Source organism: Janthinobacterium sp. SUN118, assembly GCF_030397695.1.
Lineage (GTDB): Bacteria > Pseudomonadota > Gammaproteobacteria > Burkholderiales > Burkholderiaceae_D > Janthinobacterium.
Genome location: NZ_JAPUBV010000006.1, coordinates 102,937 through 119,592, shown reverse-complemented (window position 1 = coordinate 119,592; position 16,656 = coordinate 102,937). Strand labels below are relative to the sequence as shown.

At 63.8% G+C, this 16,656-nt stretch carries 14 protein-coding genes and 1 riboswitch; of the genes, 3 read left to right on the top strand and 11 right to left on the bottom strand.

Translation table 11 applies throughout. The features are described 5' to 3' along the window. Positions 1 to 19: 19 nt before the first annotated feature. The 10 genes from O0880_RS26200 to O0880_RS26155 all read right to left on the bottom strand — a co-directional run bounded on the left by O0880_RS26200 (position 20) and on the right by O0880_RS26155 (position 9,381). Positions 20 to 652, bottom strand: a complete 633-nt coding sequence (locus tag O0880_RS26200; RefSeq protein ID WP_071325380.1) for a response regulator — start codon at positions 650 to 652, stop codon at positions 20 to 22. A gap of 79 nt (positions 653 to 731) precedes the next feature. Next, positions 732 to 1,355: a thiamine phosphate synthase gene (gene thiE / locus O0880_RS26195; protein WP_289889425.1), complete on the bottom strand. Its 624-nt coding sequence runs from the start codon at positions 1,353 to 1,355 to the stop codon at positions 732 to 734. A gap of 10 nt (positions 1,356 to 1,365) precedes the next feature. Next, positions 1,366 to 2,130 (bottom strand): hydroxymethylpyrimidine/phosphomethylpyrimidine kinase, encoded by a 765-nt coding sequence (locus O0880_RS26190; RefSeq protein WP_289889513.1) that lies wholly within the window; start codon positions 2,128 to 2,130, stop codon positions 1,366 to 1,368. Then, on the bottom strand, positions 2,130 to 2,924 hold the full coding sequence (locus tag O0880_RS26185; RefSeq protein WP_289889424.1) for a thiazole synthase: 795 nt from the start codon (positions 2,922 to 2,924) through the stop codon (positions 2,130 to 2,132). The genes O0880_RS26190 and O0880_RS26185 overlap by 1 nt, the downstream gene beginning before the upstream one ends. A 157-nt stretch (positions 2,925 to 3,081) precedes the next feature. Then, complete coding sequence (thiS, locus tag O0880_RS26180) at positions 3,082 to 3,294, bottom strand: sulfur carrier protein ThiS (protein ID WP_232250976.1); 213 nt, start codon at positions 3,292 to 3,294, stop codon at positions 3,082 to 3,084. Positions 3,295 to 3,304: 10 nt separating this feature from the next. Next, positions 3,305 to 5,218: a phosphomethylpyrimidine synthase ThiC gene (gene thiC / locus O0880_RS26175; protein ID WP_289889423.1), complete on the bottom strand. Its 1,914-nt coding sequence runs from the start codon at positions 5,216 to 5,218 to the stop codon at positions 3,305 to 3,307. Between the two features lie 89 nt (positions 5,219 to 5,307). Beyond that, positions 5,308 to 5,423, bottom strand: a riboswitch (TPP riboswitch). 108 nt (positions 5,424 to 5,531) lie between these two features. Then, positions 5,532 to 5,801 carry a hypothetical protein gene (locus O0880_RS26170; RefSeq protein ID WP_071325386.1) on the bottom strand — a complete coding sequence of 90 codons (270 nt, stop codon included), beginning with the start codon at positions 5,799 to 5,801 and terminating at the stop codon, positions 5,532 to 5,534. Positions 5,802 to 5,855: 54 nt separating this feature from the next. Then, a complete protein-coding gene (locus tag O0880_RS26165; RefSeq protein ID WP_071325387.1) occupies positions 5,856 to 6,662 on the bottom strand; it encodes a response regulator in 807 nt (268 codons plus the stop codon). 28 nt (positions 6,663 to 6,690) lie between these two features. Further along, positions 6,691 to 8,595, bottom strand: coding sequence for an ATP-binding protein (locus O0880_RS26160; RefSeq protein ID WP_289889422.1), 1,905 nt, complete (start codon positions 8,593 to 8,595; stop codon positions 6,691 to 6,693). A gap of 45 nt (positions 8,596 to 8,640) precedes the next feature. Then, complete coding sequence (locus tag O0880_RS26155; protein WP_289889421.1) at positions 8,641 to 9,381, bottom strand: Crp/Fnr family transcriptional regulator; 741 nt, start codon at positions 9,379 to 9,381, stop codon at positions 8,641 to 8,643. A 241-nt stretch (positions 9,382 to 9,622) separates the two neighbouring features. Between O0880_RS26155 and O0880_RS26150 the strand changes: the two genes are divergently transcribed. Further along, positions 9,623 to 11,707: a bifunctional diguanylate cyclase/phosphodiesterase gene (locus O0880_RS26150; RefSeq protein WP_289889420.1), complete on the top strand. Its 2,085-nt coding sequence runs from the start codon at positions 9,623 to 9,625 to the stop codon at positions 11,705 to 11,707. On the opposite strand, the gene O0880_RS26145 is transcribed toward O0880_RS26150, so the two are convergent. Further along, positions 11,704 to 12,768, bottom strand: a complete 1,065-nt coding sequence (locus tag O0880_RS26145) for a porin (protein WP_289889419.1) — start codon at positions 12,766 to 12,768, stop codon at positions 11,704 to 11,706. The genes O0880_RS26150 and O0880_RS26145 overlap by 4 nt on opposite strands. Positions 12,769 to 13,257: 489 nt before the next feature. Between O0880_RS26145 and O0880_RS26140 the strand changes: the two genes are divergently transcribed. Then, positions 13,258 to 16,065: a valine--tRNA ligase gene (locus O0880_RS26140; protein ID WP_289889418.1), complete on the top strand. Its 2,808-nt coding sequence runs from the start codon at positions 13,258 to 13,260 to the stop codon at positions 16,063 to 16,065. 115 nt (positions 16,066 to 16,180) lie between these two features. After that, entirely contained in the window at positions 16,181 to 16,648 is a 468-nt protein-coding gene (locus tag O0880_RS26135; RefSeq protein ID WP_289889417.1) for a DUF2147 domain-containing protein, read from the top strand. The last annotated feature ends 8 nt before the right edge of the window (positions 16,649 to 16,656 follow it).

Below are 16,656 nucleotides of genomic sequence, written 5' to 3'. Positions count from 1 at the left end.
CCGGCGCAAGGGGAAACACTTACTTGGTTTTCGCGCGGTTGAGGAATGCGCCGTGCAAGCCGTTCAGGGTTTCCTCGGCCAGCAGCAGCTGGCTGGCGATTTCATTGATCTTGCGGCGGCTCGAGCGGGCATGGTCGCGCAGCACCTCGAACGCCGTGTTGCGGTCCGTCTGGAACTTGCCCATCAAGAGACCCACGGCCAGGCTCGTTTCGCGGCCGGCGGCCAGCGCCGCATTCAGGTTCAGCTCGGTACGACGCAGCTGGCGGATCTCGTCGGCACGCGCCAGGCCCGCTTCGAATGCGGGCATCAGGCGGCCTTCGTCGACGGGTTTGACCACATAGCCGACGGCGCCGTAGGCGGCCGCCTGCTTGCCCGACTCGCTGTCGCCGCTGCCGGACAGGAACATGAACGGCACGGCCGTCTCGCCGTGCAGGCGCTTGGCCAGCTCCAGGCCGGACATGCCCGGCATGTGGATGTCGAGCAAGGCCAGGTCGGGTTCGCGCTGCGCGATCAGCTGCAGCGCCACTTCGGCGGAATTGGCCAGGGCCGTCTCGTAACCGGCATGGCGCAGGACTTCGCCAAGGAATTCCAACAGGAGTTGGTCATCGTCAACGATCAGGATAAGGCGTTTCGCGGCGGCAGGCTGACTCATGGGCAAAGGAACCTCGGTAATGAATGATGCTCTTATTATATGCCGATTATGCGTGAAATCCGCCGCGCAAGACCTTCGCTTAACGCGCAAACAGCAGATTGAATTGCTGCACTGCAATATCCACCTCGTCCGCCTGGTCTCCGTTGCCAAATACGCTGCTGATCGCCGCCACCATGTCGGCGCCGCGCGCGACCAGCGGCGCCGCATTCGCCGGCGTCATGCCGCCGATCACCACGCACGGCAAGCTGATCTCGCGTTTCGTCTGCAGCACGATGTCCAGCGGCGTCGTCACCGGATACTGTTTCACCAGCGACGGATAGAAGCCGCCAAAGGCCACGTAACTGGCGCCGCCCGCCTGCGCCGCGTACGCCAGCGCCATGTCGCCATAGCAGGAAGCGCCGACGATCTTGTCCGTCCCCAGCCGCGCGCGCACCTGCGCGACGGACGCATCCGTGCCACCCACGTGCACGCCGTCCGCGTCGAGCTCTTCGCACAGCTCGATGAAGTCATTGATGATGAAGGGCACGCCATACTTGCGGGCCAGCGCCAGCAAGGCGCCCGCCTGCTCGCGCCGTTGCGCCGCATCGGCGCTCTTGTGGCGGTATTGCAGCAGGGCCACGCCGCCCTGCAAGGCTTGCTCGCTTACGTCGAGCAGGCGGTCGGTGTCATCCCAGTTGGGAGTGACGAGATACAGTCCACGCATGATGTTTTCCTTAATCAGTCAGTCGTTGCGGCATGAATTGACCTGGCGCAATGGCATACGCGCCAGCCAGGGCCGCATGGCAATAAGTTTGCGCGCCATCAAGCGCCTGCGCGAGTGGCTGACCCGACGCCAGCCGCGCCGCGATGGCGGACGCCAGGGTGCAGCCGCTGCCGTGGAAGGCGCCGGGCAGGCGCGGCCAGCACCACTCGCGCTCCACGCCATCGGCATCGCGCCAGCGGTTGATCACCTCGTCACCGGCGCCATGGCCGCCCGTCACCAGCACATGTTCGCAGCCTTGCGCGCGCAGGTTTTCCGCTCCGCCCAGGGCCGCCGCCTCCGGCCCGTTCGGTACGATGACAGTAGTCACTGCCAGCAGGGGCGCCAGCGCCAGCACGGCATCGTCCAGGCTGAGCACGTCGCCATGGCCGCTGGCCAGCACGGGGTCGAGCACGACGGGCAGATTCGGCCGGGCCTGCCGCAGTTGCCCGATCAAGTCGGCGATGACGGCCGCGTTTGCCGCGCTGCCGGGAATGCCGATTTTCACGGCGTGGATGGCGATCTTGTCGATCAACGCCTGCGCCTGCCGGCGCAGCAGCTCCGGCGCCACGGCTTGCACGCCAAACACGCGGTCGTTGTCCTGCACGGTCAGCGCCGTGACGACGGGCAAGGCATGCGCGCCCTGCGCCGCGATGGCGAGTATATCGGCGGCGATGCCCGCGCCGCCGGAAGGATCGACGCCGGCAAACACCAGCACCGCCGGCAGCGTAGGCACCATCACGCCAGGCGGCCTGCCATCGGCGACGATGGCGAGGCGGCGAATTTGCGCGGCATGCGTCCCGCCAGGAACGCTTCGCGCCCGGCCCGCACGGCCAGCTTCATGGCGCGCGCCATGCGCACGGGGTCGCGCGCGCCCGCGATCGCCGTGTTCATCAACACGCCATCGCAGCCGAGCTCCATGGCGATCGCCGCATCCGACGCCGTGCCCACGCCCGCGTCCACCAGCACGGGCACTTTCGCCTGGTCGATGATCAGGGACAAGTTCCACGGATTCAAGATGCCCATGCCCGAGCCGATCAGGGACGCCAGCGGCATGACGGCCACGCAGCCGATGTCTTCCAGAATCTTCGCCTGGATCGGGTCGTCGCTGCAGTACACCATCACGTCGAAGCCATCCTTGACCAGCGCCTCGGCCGCGATCAGGGTTTCCGGCATGTGCGGGAACAGGGTCTTTTCGTCGCCCAGCACTTCCAGTTTCACCAGATTGCGCCCGCCCAGCAGTTCGCGCGCCAGCTGCAAGGTGTACACGGCATCCTTGGCGTTGTAGCAGCCGGCCGTGTTCGGGAGTATGGTGTACTGCTCGGGCGGCACGAAGTCGAGCAGGCTGGGCGCATTCGGATCTTGCCCGATATTCACGCGGCGGATCGCCACCGTGATGATCTGCGCCTCGGCCGCGTCCGTCGCTTCGCGCGTCTGCGGCAAGTCCTTGTACTTGCCGCTGCCCACCAGCAGGCGCGATGGATACTGTTTTCCTGCGATCGTCAGCAGGTCGTTGTTTGTTGCGGTATGCATATGCTGTTCCTTAAGTTTTTAAACGTCCGAAGAAAACCGTCGCGAGCGGCGATGATTTGTGGCCGAGACGCGCCACCGTGCCAGGGCACGGGCGCGCCGAGCCGGTGAGCATCGCAGGCCGCAAAGCGCGACGCGCAGCAGGTTTGCTTGGACGTTTTTAGCCGCCGCCGATGGCGCGGACGATCTCCACCTGGTCCTGGGTTTCCAGGACCCTGTCCCGCCACGCCTTGCGCGGCACCACGCTGCGGTTGACGGCCAGCGCCAGCGCCTGGTTTTCCAGCGACAGCGCGGCAATCAGTTGATCCAGGGTTTGCCCGGGCGGCACCTGGTGCGGCGCGCCGTTGAGCATGATCGGTATCAATGCACTCATCACGCCTCCCTCAGACCTTGCGGTACAGCTCGGCGCCATTCTTGATGAACTCGATGGCTTTCACTTCCATGCCCTGCTTCAGCGCCTTGTCTTCCGCGATGCCCATGCCGGCCGCGTATTCGCGCACTTCCTGCGTGATCTTCATCGAACAGAAGTGGGGGCCGCACATGGAGCAGAAATGCGCCACCTTGGCCGAATCCTTGGGCAAGGTTTCATCGTGGAATTCGCGCGCCTTGTCCGGGTCCAGGCCGATGTTGAACTGGTCGTCCCAGCGGAATTCGAAACGCGCCTTCGACAGTGCGTTGTCGCGGATCTGCGCGCCCGGGTGGCCCTTCGCCAGGTCGGCCGCATGCGCCGCGATCTTGTAGGTGATGATGCCGTCCTTGACGTCCGCCTTGTTCGGCAGGCCCAGGTGCTCCTTCGGCGTCACGTAGCACAGCATGGCCGTGCCGTACCAGCCGATCATGGCCGCGCCGATGCCCGAGGTGATGTGGTCGTAGCCGGGCGCGATATCGGTCGTCAGCGGCCCCAGGGTGTAGAACGGCGCCTCGCCGCACTGCTCCAGCTGCAAGTCCATGTTTTCCTTGATCAATTGCATGGGCACGTGGCCCGGGCCTTCGATCATCACTTGCACGTCGTGCTTCCAGGCGATCTGCGTCAGCTCGCCCAGGGTCTTCAGCTCGCCCAGCTGCGCCTCGTCGTTGGCGTCGTAGATGGAGCCGGGACGCAGGCCGTCGCCCAGCGAGAACGAGACGTCATACGCCTTCATGATCTCGCAAATCTCTTCGAAATGCGTGTACAGGAACGATTCCTGGTGGTGGGCCAGGCACCATTTCGCCATGATGGAGCCGCCGCGCGAAACGATGCCCGTCAAGCGCTTGGCCGTCATCGGCACATAGCGCAGCAGCACGCCGGCGTGGATGGTGAAGTAGTCGACGCCCTGCTCGGCCTGCTCGATCAGGGTGTCGCGGAAAATTTCCCACGTTAAATCTTCTGCCTTGCCATTGACCTTTTCCAGCGCCTGGTAGATGGGCACGGTACCGATGGGCACGGGGCTGTTGCGCACGATCCATTCGCGCGTCTCGTGGATGTGCTTGCCAGTCGACAAGTCCATCACATTGTCGCCGCCCCAGCGGATGGCCCAGGTCATCTTTTCCACTTCCTCGCCGATGGACGACGTGACGGCCGAGTTGCCGATATTTGCGTTAATTTTCACCAGGAAATTGCGGCCGATGATCATCGGCTCGACTTCCGGGTGGTTGATGTTGGCGGGAATGATGGCGCGGCCGCGGGCGATTTCCTCGCGCACGAACTCGGGCGTGATTTCGGCAGGGATGCTGGCGCCAAACGACTGGCCCGGGTGCTGGCGGCCCATCATCTCGGCCATGCGTTCACCCATGGGGCCGGAAGCCTTGAGCTCGCGCAAATACTCTTGCCGGCGCATGTTTTCGCGGATGGCGACGAACTCCATTTCCGGCGTGATGATGCCCTGGCGCGCGTAGTGCATCTGCGTCACATTCTTGCCGGCAATGGCGCGGCGCGGCTTGCGGTGCAGGTTGAAGCGCAGCTCGGCCAGTTTCGGGTCGGCCAGGCGGGCGATGCCGTAGTCGGAGGTGGGACCGGGCAATTCTTCCGTGTCGGCACGCTCGAGTATCCACGGCAGGCGCGGCGTATCGAGGCCCGAGCGGATGTCGATCTGCACGTCCGGGTCCGTGTACGGGCCGGACGTGTCATACACGTAGATCGGCGGATTCTTTTCGCCGCCGAACGACGCTTCCGTGTCGGACTGGCTGATGGCGCGCATGGGCACGCGGATGTCGGGGCGGCTGCCTTCGACATAGATCTTGCACGAATTGGGCAGCGGCGCGATGGCGGCTTCGTCGACCGTGGCGGTGGCGGAAAGGAATTTCGGATTGGCGTTCATTTTGGCTCCTTGGCTAGACTGCAGCTAGACTATTTATAGCCTGGAGCCAGCTAAGGAGGTTCGGCTGCGCGCACGCGGAAAAGCGGGGTGCGTTCATCCTAAAGCTTCCCTTCGCTGGCATTATCCAGATCAGGTTCGGAGGGTATTTCTCACCCGCGCTTGCACCGTGTTTCCACAGCGAAAGGCAGGACCCCTAGCGTTTGCCGCCTTGCGGCAGCGAGCCAATTATACGCGGTTCGCGCCGCGTGGCCAGATGATTTCTTGCAGCTGTCGTCTTTGCGCATCGCTTGCCTTGCAAACGATGCGCGGACGTTTATTTCTTCTTGCCCCAGCGCCAGCTGGTCGGTTCGCCTTTCAGCCAGCACACGCCGACGAGCGCGGCGGCGATGACGACTTCATAGACGATGTAGGGCGCCAGCGATTCCTGCGGCGGGAACAGATAGGCGCCGCAGGCGAACAGCGCCAGCGCGCCGAGGAAGACCAGCCAGCCCTGCCAGGTGATGGGCATGCCCCAGCCCCAGCCATAGGTCTTGGCGGGGAACCAGTATTGCGGCGGTGTCGCCGGAGGCAGTTTGTCAGCCATGATGCTTTCCTTGTCGATGTGAATGGCAACAAGTATAAATCAGCCGCCCGCCAATCAGGCAGTGCGCAGGCGCGCCGTGACATCGAGGCCGATGCCGCGGTAGCCGATGAAGCGGCTGCCATTGTCGAACATCGGTTCGCCGCTGACCTGCAGGTACTGCGTGCTGCCGTCCGGGTTGGCGCGGCTGTAGATGAAGTCGAGGAACGGTTCGCGCGCGGCGATCTTGGCGTCGAGCAAGGCACGCTCGGCGGCGTTCCAGCGCTGCGGCTCGTCTTCGCTGCCGATGCCCAGCATCTCGGCCACGGGGCCGGAAAAGCGCGTCAAATTGCCCTGCGCATCCTGTTCCCAGTACCAGTCCGACGACAGTTCCGTGAAGCGCTGGAAGCGCGCTTCGCTTTCGCGCAGTTCGGCCGTGCGCGCTTCCACCATCTGTTCCAGCGACTTGCTGTAGTCGCCCAGCTTCTGGTACAGCAGGCGCACTTCCAGCATGTTGTGGATGCGCGTCTTGACTTCCACCAGGTCGAAGGGCTTGCTGACGAAATCCTTGGCGCCGGCCTGCAGCGCGCGCAGCTTGTGGCCAGGCTGGGCCGTGATCACCAGCACGGGCAGATAACTGCCCGCCTCGATGTCGCGCAAGCCTTCCATCACCTCGAAGCCATCCATTTCCGGCATCTGCAAGTCGAGCAGGATCAAATCGTAGCGGTGCTGCTGGTGCAGCGCGCGCACGGCTTGCGGGTCCATGGTGGACGTGATGCGCGTATAGCCGGCATTGCGCAGCACCTGTTCCAGCAGCATGACGTTGGCCTCCTGGTCATCGACGATGAGGATGCTGGCGTTCAGAATCTCGGTGGCTTGAAGCATGGCGGTATTCCTAAAAATAAATGCTGAATTAGCGTACTGCGTGAGTGTCGTCGGCCAGGCCATGCGCGGCCGCATGGTGCAGGGCCACGTCGAGCGCATCCATGAATTCGACGACCTTGATCGGCTTGGTCAGGTAGCGGAAGAAGCCCGCTTCCAGGCCTTTTTCGATGTCGCGCGGCACGGCGTTGGCCGACAGCGCCATCACGGGAATGTGGCTGGTCAGCGGATCGTCGTGCAGGATATGCAGCGCGCCATAGCCGCTGATGCCGGGCAGGTTGATATCCATCAAGATCACATCGGGCTGGTAGGTGCGCGCCAGGTCGATGCCCAGGTGCGCATCGATGGCCGTCAGCAGCTTCAGGTCGCTGCGGCGGGCGATCAATTGCTCCACCAGCGCCAGGTTGGCGGGATTGTCTTCCACGTACAGCAAGGTGCGCTGGCTTTCCTGCGGCTCTTGCACCTGCGGCAACGCATCGCCGTCACCCAGCACCAGTGACGGTGCGGTGCTGGCGGCCAGCTCGAACCAGAAGGTGGTGCCCACGCCGACGGTGCTGTCGACGCCGATGGCGCCGCCCATCAGTTCGACCAGCTGCTTGGTGACGACCAGGCCGATACCCGTGCCCTCTTCCGTGCTGTTTTCCTGCCCCAGGCGGTTGAACGGCTGGAACAGCTGCGCCACCTGGCCCGCATCGAGGCCGGCGCCGCTGTCACGCACGCTGACCCTCACCTTGTCGCCATTCCGGCTGCATTCGACGGTGACGGTGCCGCCGGAATGGTTGTACTTGATGGCATTCGACAGCAGGTTGACCATCACCTGTTTCACGCGCGTGCGGTCCGCATGCACGTAGAAGGCCTGGCCACAGCGGGGAAACTGCATGCGGATGCCGCGCTTTTCCGCCTGCGGCGCAATCATCGCCTGGCAATCCTGCAGCACGTCGAGCAAGGACATCGCTTCCTGCGACAGGGTGACCTTGCCCGATTCGATCATGGCCAGGTCGAGGATTTCATTGATCAAACGCAAGAGATACCAGCCTCCCTTGAGGATCTGTTCGATCGAGCGCTGCTGCGGCACCGTGGGCGGCGGCACGTCGGACGCCATCAGCTGCGCAAAGCCCAGCACGGCGTTCAGCGGCGTGCGCAATTCATGGCTCATGCTCGACAGGAATTCCGACTTGGCGCGATTGGCCTTTTCCGCCACCTGGCGCGCCTTTTTCAGCTCGGCATTGTTGCTCTCGACCAGCGAGCGCGTGTACGCCTGCTGCTCCTGCAGGCGCTGGTCCAGCAGCGCCTGTTCCGCCTCGACCTGCTTGCGCGCCGTGTTGTCCGTGCCGATCAGCAGATAGCCGATGACCTTGCTTTGCGCATCGCGCAGGGCCGTCACGGAGACGATGGCGGGAAAGCGGCTGCCATCCTTGCGGATATACGTGAGCTCGTAGATATCCTCGATGCCGCGCGTGGCCTTGAACACCAGCGCTTCCACGCCGGGCGTGATGCGCGTATCGAGTTCGGCGCTGAGGGCGGCCGCGCGCGCGACGATTTCTTGCGCATCGGAAATACCGGCCGGCGTCAGCTTGTCGACCACCTCGCCGGCTGCGTAGCCAAGCATGCGTTCGGCGCCCACATTGAAAATCTGGATCACGCCCTGCGCATCGGTGGCGATGCACGAGAAGTTGGCGCTGTTGAAAATCGCGTCCTGCAAGGCGCCCGCCTTGAGCAGCTGGCGCGGCAGGCTGGCCGCCACCGTGCGCCGGTACAGCGCCGCCAGCAGCATCAGCAGCAGGAACACCAGCGCGTCGATCACGCACGCCGTCTCGAACGGGGCGCGCCAGGCCAGCACGCCGACGGCGACCAGGACGATGGCGCTGAACGAAAACGCCAGCGCCATGGGCCAGCGCGATGGGGCGCGGGAGGGGAGTTTATCAACTGTGTGCATGGAATGGCCTGGCTGTAACGACAATGAAAGAGGGGACGGGGGAACTCAATGGCCCTGACGCTGGCGCACGTCCGACAACAGGCGCGCGAATTCCTTCTTCACCACGCCATAGCATTCGCACACATGGCCTTCGAGGCCGGCGCGGTCCTGCACCGTGATATGCCCGCGCCGATAGCTGATGAAGCCGCGCGCCTGCAGGCGCCCCGCCGCTTCCGTCACGCCTTCGCGGCGCACGCCCAGCATGTTGGCAATCAATTCCTGCGTCATCGTCAGCTCGCGGTTCGGCAGGCGGTCCATGGTCAGCAGCAGCCAGCGGCACAGCTGCTGTTCCACCGTATGGTGGCGGTTGCACACGGCCGTCTGCGACATTTGCGTGATCAGCGCCTGCGTATAGCGCAGCAACAGGCGCATCACGGGGCCGGCGCGGTCGAATTCCTCCATCAGCAGATGCGCCTTCAGGCGATAGCCGACGCCGCCCGTCTGCACGACGGCGCGGCTCGGCGTGGAATTGCCGCCCATGAACAGCGACACGCCCACCATGCCCTCATTGCCGACGCCGGCGATCTCGGACGAGCCGCCGTTTTCCAGCAGGTAATGCAGGGATACGATGGCCGTGGTGGGAAAATGCACATGCTGCAGCTTGTCGCCCGAATCGTAGATCACGTCGCCCAGCAGCATCGGCACTTGCTCGAGGTGCGGCGCCAGGCGCGCGAAATCGGCGTCGAGCATGGCGGCGAGCAAATGGTTTTGATTCGGGTTGTGCAACTGGGCATGCGGACTCGACATGGGCAGGGTTCCTGGTTTCCAGTCGTCAGCTAGGGGATATGTGAAAGGCGTCCGAACGAGAGCCGCCATGCTGTGCAGCGTAACACAGCGCTTGCACAGTGGCCCGACTATATTTCTTGTTGGCATGGTCGTCCGTTCGCTAGCGTACGGACGCTGAATCGGCCGCGGCCCTACAGTCCAGTCCTAACCGGGCGACCTGATCATGGACACGCACCGGCGCGCACAGCCACCGGACGCCACCATGCAATCATTCTTCAAGCGCATCTCCATTTCCGTCTCCACCTCGGCCCTGCTCACGCTGGCGGCCGGGCTGTGCCTGACGGCCCTGTGCTATGTCTCGGCGCGCCAGATCGAAGCGGAAAGCGCCAGGCTGCTGTGGCAGCACCACGCCAGCGGCCATGCGCTGAGCGCCGCCCTGCTGCCCGCGCACGGGCTGACGTTCGACGCCAACCGCCGCGGTTCGCTGTATGTGCTGCTGGGCGGACTGCTGTCGAGTTTGCTGGCGGCCGCCTATGTCTACCAGCTGGTGTCGCGCAACAGCGTCATTGCGCGCATCACGGGCGAACGCACGGCGGCGCTGCAGTTTGCCAATCTGCGCCTGTCCGAGGACATCGCCGCGCGCATGCACAATGAAAAATCGCTGCGCTTGCGCGAACGCATCATCGAAGTGTCGGCCAATGCCATCATCCTGTGCAGCGCCGACGCGCCCGGCTACCTGATCGAATACGTGAATCCCGCGTTCGAGCGCATCACCGGCTATGCGGCCAGCGAGGTCATCGGGCAGCGCCTGGAAGACTTGCAGGGTCCCGAACATGCGCGGCAGGACATGCATGCAATTACCGCAGCCCTGCGCGAGCGGCGCGAGGGCAAGGCCATCGTGCGCAATTACCGCAGGGATGGCAGCTGCTACTGGAGCGAACTGTTCGTGGCGCCCGTGCGCGACGATGGCGATGGCCCCGTCAGCCACTTTGTCGTCGCCCAATACGACATCAGCACCATCATGCGCTTCGAGCAGCAGCTGGAATTCCAGTCGCGGCACGACGTCCTGACGGGCCTGGCCAACCGCCTGCTGCTGCGCGAGCGGCTGGAGCAGGCGATGGCCGTGGCGCGGCGCAGCAAGCTGCCCCTGTGGGTGGTCTTCATCGACCTCGACCGCTTCAAGTTCGTCAACGACACCCTGGGCCACGACGCGGGCGACAGCGTGCTGAAAAGCGTGGCCGAGCGCCTGCGCGACGCCACGCGCGAAGTCGACACGGTGGCGCGCCTGGGCGGCGACGAATTCGTGCTGCTGCTGCCCCAGCATGGCGATGGCGAACCGGGCGCGGCCATCCTGCAGCGCATCCTCGACGCCGTGGCGCGGCCGCTGCAGCTGGGCGAATATGAATTCTTTCTCAGCTGCTGCATGGGCGTGGCCGTGTATCCCGACGATGGCAACGATGGCGATACCCTGATCAAGCATGCCGACATCGCCATGTACCGCGCCAAGGAACAGGGACGGGGCCACTGGCAATTCTATGCGTCGAGCATGAATGCGGGCACGCTGGAGCGGCTGGAACTGGAAAGCGAATTGCGCCACGCCCTGGAGCGCGGGCAGTTCCACCTCGAATACCAGCCGCAGCTGGACCTGGCCAGCGGCGCCGTGACGGGCATGGAAGCGCTGCTGCGCTGGAACCATCCGCAACTGGGACGCATCGCGCCGGCCAGCTTCATCGGCCTGGCCGAGGAAATGGGCTTGATCACGCCCATCGGCGACTGGGTGCTGCGCACGGCGTGCGCGCAGGCGCGTGCCTGGCAGCTGGCCGGCCATGGGCCGCTGCGCCTGGCCGTCAACCTGTCGGCGCGGCAATTCAAGCAAAAGAACCTGCTGCATGCGGTGGCGCAGGCGCTGGCCGAGACGGGACTCGATGCGGCCTACCTGGAACTGGAATTGACGGAAAGCATGGTCATGCATGACGTGGAACAAGCCACGGCCATCATGGGCAACCTGAAGGCGCTGGGCGTGCAACTGTCGATCGACGACTTCGGCACCGGCTATTCCAGCCTCGCCTATCTGCGCCACTTCCCCATCGACGTGCTGAAAATCGACAAATCCTTCGTCAGCGACATCACGCACAGCGACGACGACGCGGCCATCGTGCGCGCCATCATTTCGCTGGCGCACAGCCTGCGCCTGAGCGTGATCGCCGAAGGCGTGGAAACGGCGCAGCAGCTGGCCTTCCTGCGCCAGCACGGCTGCGAGCAGATGCAGGGCTACCTGTTCAGCCGTCCGCTGGCCGCGCCCGCCTTCGAGGCGCTATTGCAGCAAGGAAAGAAACTGCCGGCTTAAAACGCGTGGCGCAAGCCGATGTTCAGCGCGCGGTTGCCCGTGCCCACTTCCGTGGCATTGCCCACCATGTAGGCGGCGTCGTTGCGGTTGCGGATATGCGCGTAGGCAACATACAGCTTGCTGCGCTTGGACAAGGCATACGTGGCGCCGATGGCCAGCTGCTGCGCATCGCGGTTGGCGGCATCGCGGTCATCCTTGTGGATGAACGAGGCCAGCAGGGTCGTCGCGCCGAGCGGCACGGCAACGCCGACGATGGCGTCGCGGCTGTCCGTCGACTGGGCCGGCGCCTGCGCCGCGCCATATGGATTCTCGGCAAAGAACATCGTGCTGCCGTCGCCCGTGTTGCGGCCATAGCCGGCAAACGCCGTCGCCACGCCAAAGTTGTAGTTGCCGGCCAGGATGGTGTTGTTGACGTCGGCCTTGCCGAACTCGCCGCCACGGCTCTGGCGCGCCAGGCGCAGGGTCAGGGGACCGTTGACATAGCCCAGGGCCAGGCCCAGCGAGCGTTGATCTGCCGCAACACCCGTATGCTCGCCAAAGCCGTACATGACGGTGGCCGTGACGCCGCGCAACTCGGGCGAGGTGTAGCGCACGGTATTGTCGATGCGCGTGGCCGAATAGCCGGCCAGGTTGGTCGAGGCGCCGGCCATGCCGCCCTCGAACGGGTCGGCCATGTCCGTCAGCGCCTGGCTTTGCAGGTTGTACTGGCGGCCCACGGTCAGCATGCCCAGGGGGCTGTTCAAGCCGACAAAGGCCTGGCGGCCGAACAACTGTCCCGCCTGGTCAGAGCGGCCCGTGTCGCCCTGCACGCCCGCTTCCAGGGTAAACACGGCTTGCCAGCCGTCGCCCAGCGACTCCGTGCCGCGCAGGCCCAGGCGCGAACCGGCCGAAACGCCACTGGTCAGCTTGCTGATGCCGCGCTCCTGTACCAGGGCCGCATCCATCAAGCCATACATGGTGACCGAAGACGGCTCGACGGACGACTGGGCGTGGACGGCGGGCATGGCGCCCAGGGTGGCGATGGTCGAAACGAGGCCGACGCTGATCGAGAGTTTTTTCATGCTGGTTTCCTTATGCAGGCATCGCCGGGAAAGCGCGCGGCCATGGCACGGCCACAGCGGCCAGGCGCTGCGGAACATGCCGTATCGAAAGACGACGGGCCAGATAACAACATTCCTGGCTAAGCTGTGGCGGCGCGGCCGGGAAACGATGGCGCGCGGTAGTCCGCCGTGAATGGTGCACCGCTGGCGGTGCGCGTGGCTCAGGCGCCCGGCCCGCAGGGGACGCACTGAAAGTGGCTGGCATCGCTGATGCGCTAGCCGTATGGCGCGGACGAGAGTTGGGTAAAACTGCGTCCGCTGGCGCCGTCCGCGAAGATGAGGCAGGAGGCGCCGAGGCCGACATTATAACATCGCCAGCTGTTTTACCCCCGTTCCCTTGCCCGCCAACGGTCCGCAAAGCCGCCAAAACACTGAAAAATGCCCGCTACCCCGCTGCAGGCGATGCCGCGTCATCTATAATGGTTCCTTTTGCCAATCACACGCCAAATCATGGAATTAGCCAAGTCTTTCGAGCCCGCCGACATTGAACAATTCTGGCGCACCGAGTGGGAACAGCGCGGTTACTTTACCGCCACCCTCGATGCGGGAAAACCTTCCTTCAGCATCCAGTTGCCGCCGCCGAACGTCACCGGCACCCTGCACATGGGCCATGCGTTCAACCAGACCATCATGGATGGCCTGACGCGCTACCACCGCATGCTGGGCCACAACACGGCCTGGATTCCCGGCACCGACCACGCGGGCATCGCCACGCAAATCGTCGTGCAACGCCAGCTGGATGCGCAAAAGATTTCGCGCCATGACCTGGGCCGCGAGAAATTCGTGGAAAAAGTGTGGGAATGGAAAGAAAAATCCGGTTCCATCATCACCGGCCAGATGCGCCGCCTGGGCGCCTCGGCGGACTGGCAGCGCGAATACTTCACGATGGACGAGCCGCGCTCGAAAGTCGTCACCGACGTCTTCGTGCGCCTGTTCGAGCAAGGCCTGATCTACCGCGGCAAGCGCCTCGTCAACTGGGATCCCGTGCTGGGCACGGCGGTTTCCGACCTGGAAGTGGTGTCCGAGGAAGAAGACGGCTCCATGTGGTACATCAAGTACCCGCTGGCCGACGGCAGCGGCTTCCTGACGGTGGCGACGACCCGTCCTGAAACCATGCTGGGCGACGTGGCCGTGGCCGTCGATCCGACGGACGAGCGCTACACGGCGCTGGTGGGCAAGATGCTGAAACTGCCGCTGACCGACCGCGAAATCCCCATCATCGCCGACGAATACGTCGACAAGGAATTCGGCACGGGCTGCGTCAAGATTACCCCCGCGCATGACATGAACGATTACGCCGTCGGCCAGCGCCACAAACTGGCGCAGATCGTCATCCTGACCCTGGACGCGAAGATCACCGACGATGCGCCGGAAGCGTACCGCGGCATGGACCGTTTCGCCGCGCGCAAGCAGATCGTGGCCGACCTCGATGCGCAAGGCTTGCTCGAGCAAGTCAAGCCGCACAAGCTGATGGTGCCGCGCGGCGACCGCACGGGCGTCGTCATCGAGCCGATGCTGACGGACCAGTGGTTCGTCGCCATGAGCAAGCCGGCCCCGGAAGGCACTTTCTTCCCCGGCAAGTCGATCGCCGAGACGGCGCTGGACAAGGTCGCCAGCGGCGAAATCAAGTTCGTGCCGGAAAACTGGAGCACCACCTACAACCAGTGGCTCAACAACATCCAGGACTGGTGCATCTCGCGCCAGCTGTGGTGGGGCCATCAAATCCCCGCCTGGTACGACGACAAGGGCAATATCTTTGTTGCCAAGACGGAAGCTGAGGCGCAAGCCAAGGCCCTGGCCGCCGGCAGCACGGGCCCGCTGAAGCGCGACGACGACGTGCTCGACACGTGGTTCTCGTCGGCCCTGGTGCCGTTCTCGACCATGGGTTGGCCTGAAGAAACACCGGACATGAAGGCGTTCCTGCCGTCGTCCGTGCTGGTCACCGGTTTCGACATCATTTTCTTCTGGGTCGCGCGCATGGTCATGATGACGGCGCACTTCACGGGCAAGGTGCCGTTTGAAACCGTCTACGTGCACGGCCTCGTGCGCGATTCGACGGGTCAGAAGATGTCCAAGTCGAAGGGCAACACGCTGGACCCGATCGACCTGATCGACGGCATCGACCTGGAAGGCTTGATCGTCAAGCGCACCACGGGTCTGATGAACCCGCGCGACGCGGAAAAGATCACCAAGGCGACGCGCAAGGAATTCCCGGAGGGCATTTCCGCCTATGGCACGGACGCCGTGCGCTTCACCATGGCCAGCTATGCTTCGCTGGGCCGCAACATCAATTTCGACCTGGGCCGCTGCGAAGGCTACCGCAACTTCTGCAACAAGATGTGGAACGCCACCCGTTTCGTCATGATGAATACGGAGAACAAGGATTGTTCGCCGAATGACGCCGACCTGTCGCAGGCGGACAAGTGGATTATTTCCCTGCTGCAAAAGGCGGAACTGGACGTGGCCAAGGGTTTCGAAGATTTCCGTTTCGACAATATCGCCGCCACCATCTACAAATTCGTCTGGGACGAGTATTGCGACTGGTACCTGGAAGTCGCAAAAGTCCAGGTGCAGCAGGGCACGGAAGGCCAGCAGCGCGCCACCCGCCACACCCTGCTGCGCGTGCTGGAAGTGGTGCTGCGCCTGGCCCATCCGATCATCCCCTTCGTCACGGAAGCGCTGTGGCAGACAGTGGCGCCACTGGCCGGCAAGACGCTCAAGCCAGAGGGCGATTCGATCATGATGCAGCCGTATCCGATCGCCAACACCGACAAGATCGACGAATCGGCGGAAGCGTGGATGCAGCAGCTGAAAGCATTGACGGACGCCACGCGCAACCTGCGCGGCGAAATGCAGATCTCGCCTTCCGTGCGCGTGCCGCTGATCGTCGAAGCGGGCAATGCCAGCGAGAAAGAAGCGCTGGCGTCGTACGCGCCGTACATCCAGTCGCTGGGCAAGCTGGCCGAGGTGCAGATCGTCGATGCGTTGCCGGACTCGCCAGCGGCCGTCGCCATCGTCGGCACCACCAAGCTGATGCTGAAAGTGGAAATCGACGTGGCTGCCGAACGCGAGCGCCTGGGCAAGGAAATCGCCCGCATCGAAGCGGAAATTGCCAAGGTCAACAGCAAATTGGGCAATGAAAGCTTCGTCGCCCGCGCGCCTGCCGCCATTGTTGCGCAAGAAAACGAGCGTTTGCTCAGTTTTTCGGCCACAATTGAAAAATTGCGCGAACAGTTTGCTAAACTAGCTAGCGCATAAGGCAAGTTTGGCAGAATTGCGCGGCGTCATCCGTGACGCCGCGCAGCACTGATAGTCTTGCCTTGGTATAAAAACTGTTCGTGACCCGATCAAAAAAAACCATTGGAGACTAGCGATGCATAACATACTCACAGCAAGCGTCAAAGCAAGCGTACTGGTGGCCGCCCTGGCCATCGCCGGCAGCGCCACCGCGCGCGACGGCAACTACACCCCTGTCGGCACGTGGAAAACCATCGACGACGCCAGCGGCAAGCCGAAATCCCTCATCGTCATCACGGAAAGCAACGGCGTCTTGCAAGGCAAGATCGAGAAGCTGTTCCGCGGCCCTGACGAAGATCAAAACCCCAAGTGCGACAAGTGCACGGGCGCCAAGAAAGACCAGCCCATCATCGGTATGGTGATCCTGTCCGGCCTGAAATATGACGGCAAGGAATGGACGGGCGGCGAAATCATGGATCCGGCCAATGGCAAGACCTACAAGAGCAAGGCCGAGCTGACGGAAGGCGGCACCAAGCTACAAGTGCGCGGCTATGTCGGCGTGCCGATGTTTGGCCGCTCGCAAACGTGGGTGCGCGAAGAATAAGCAGCACA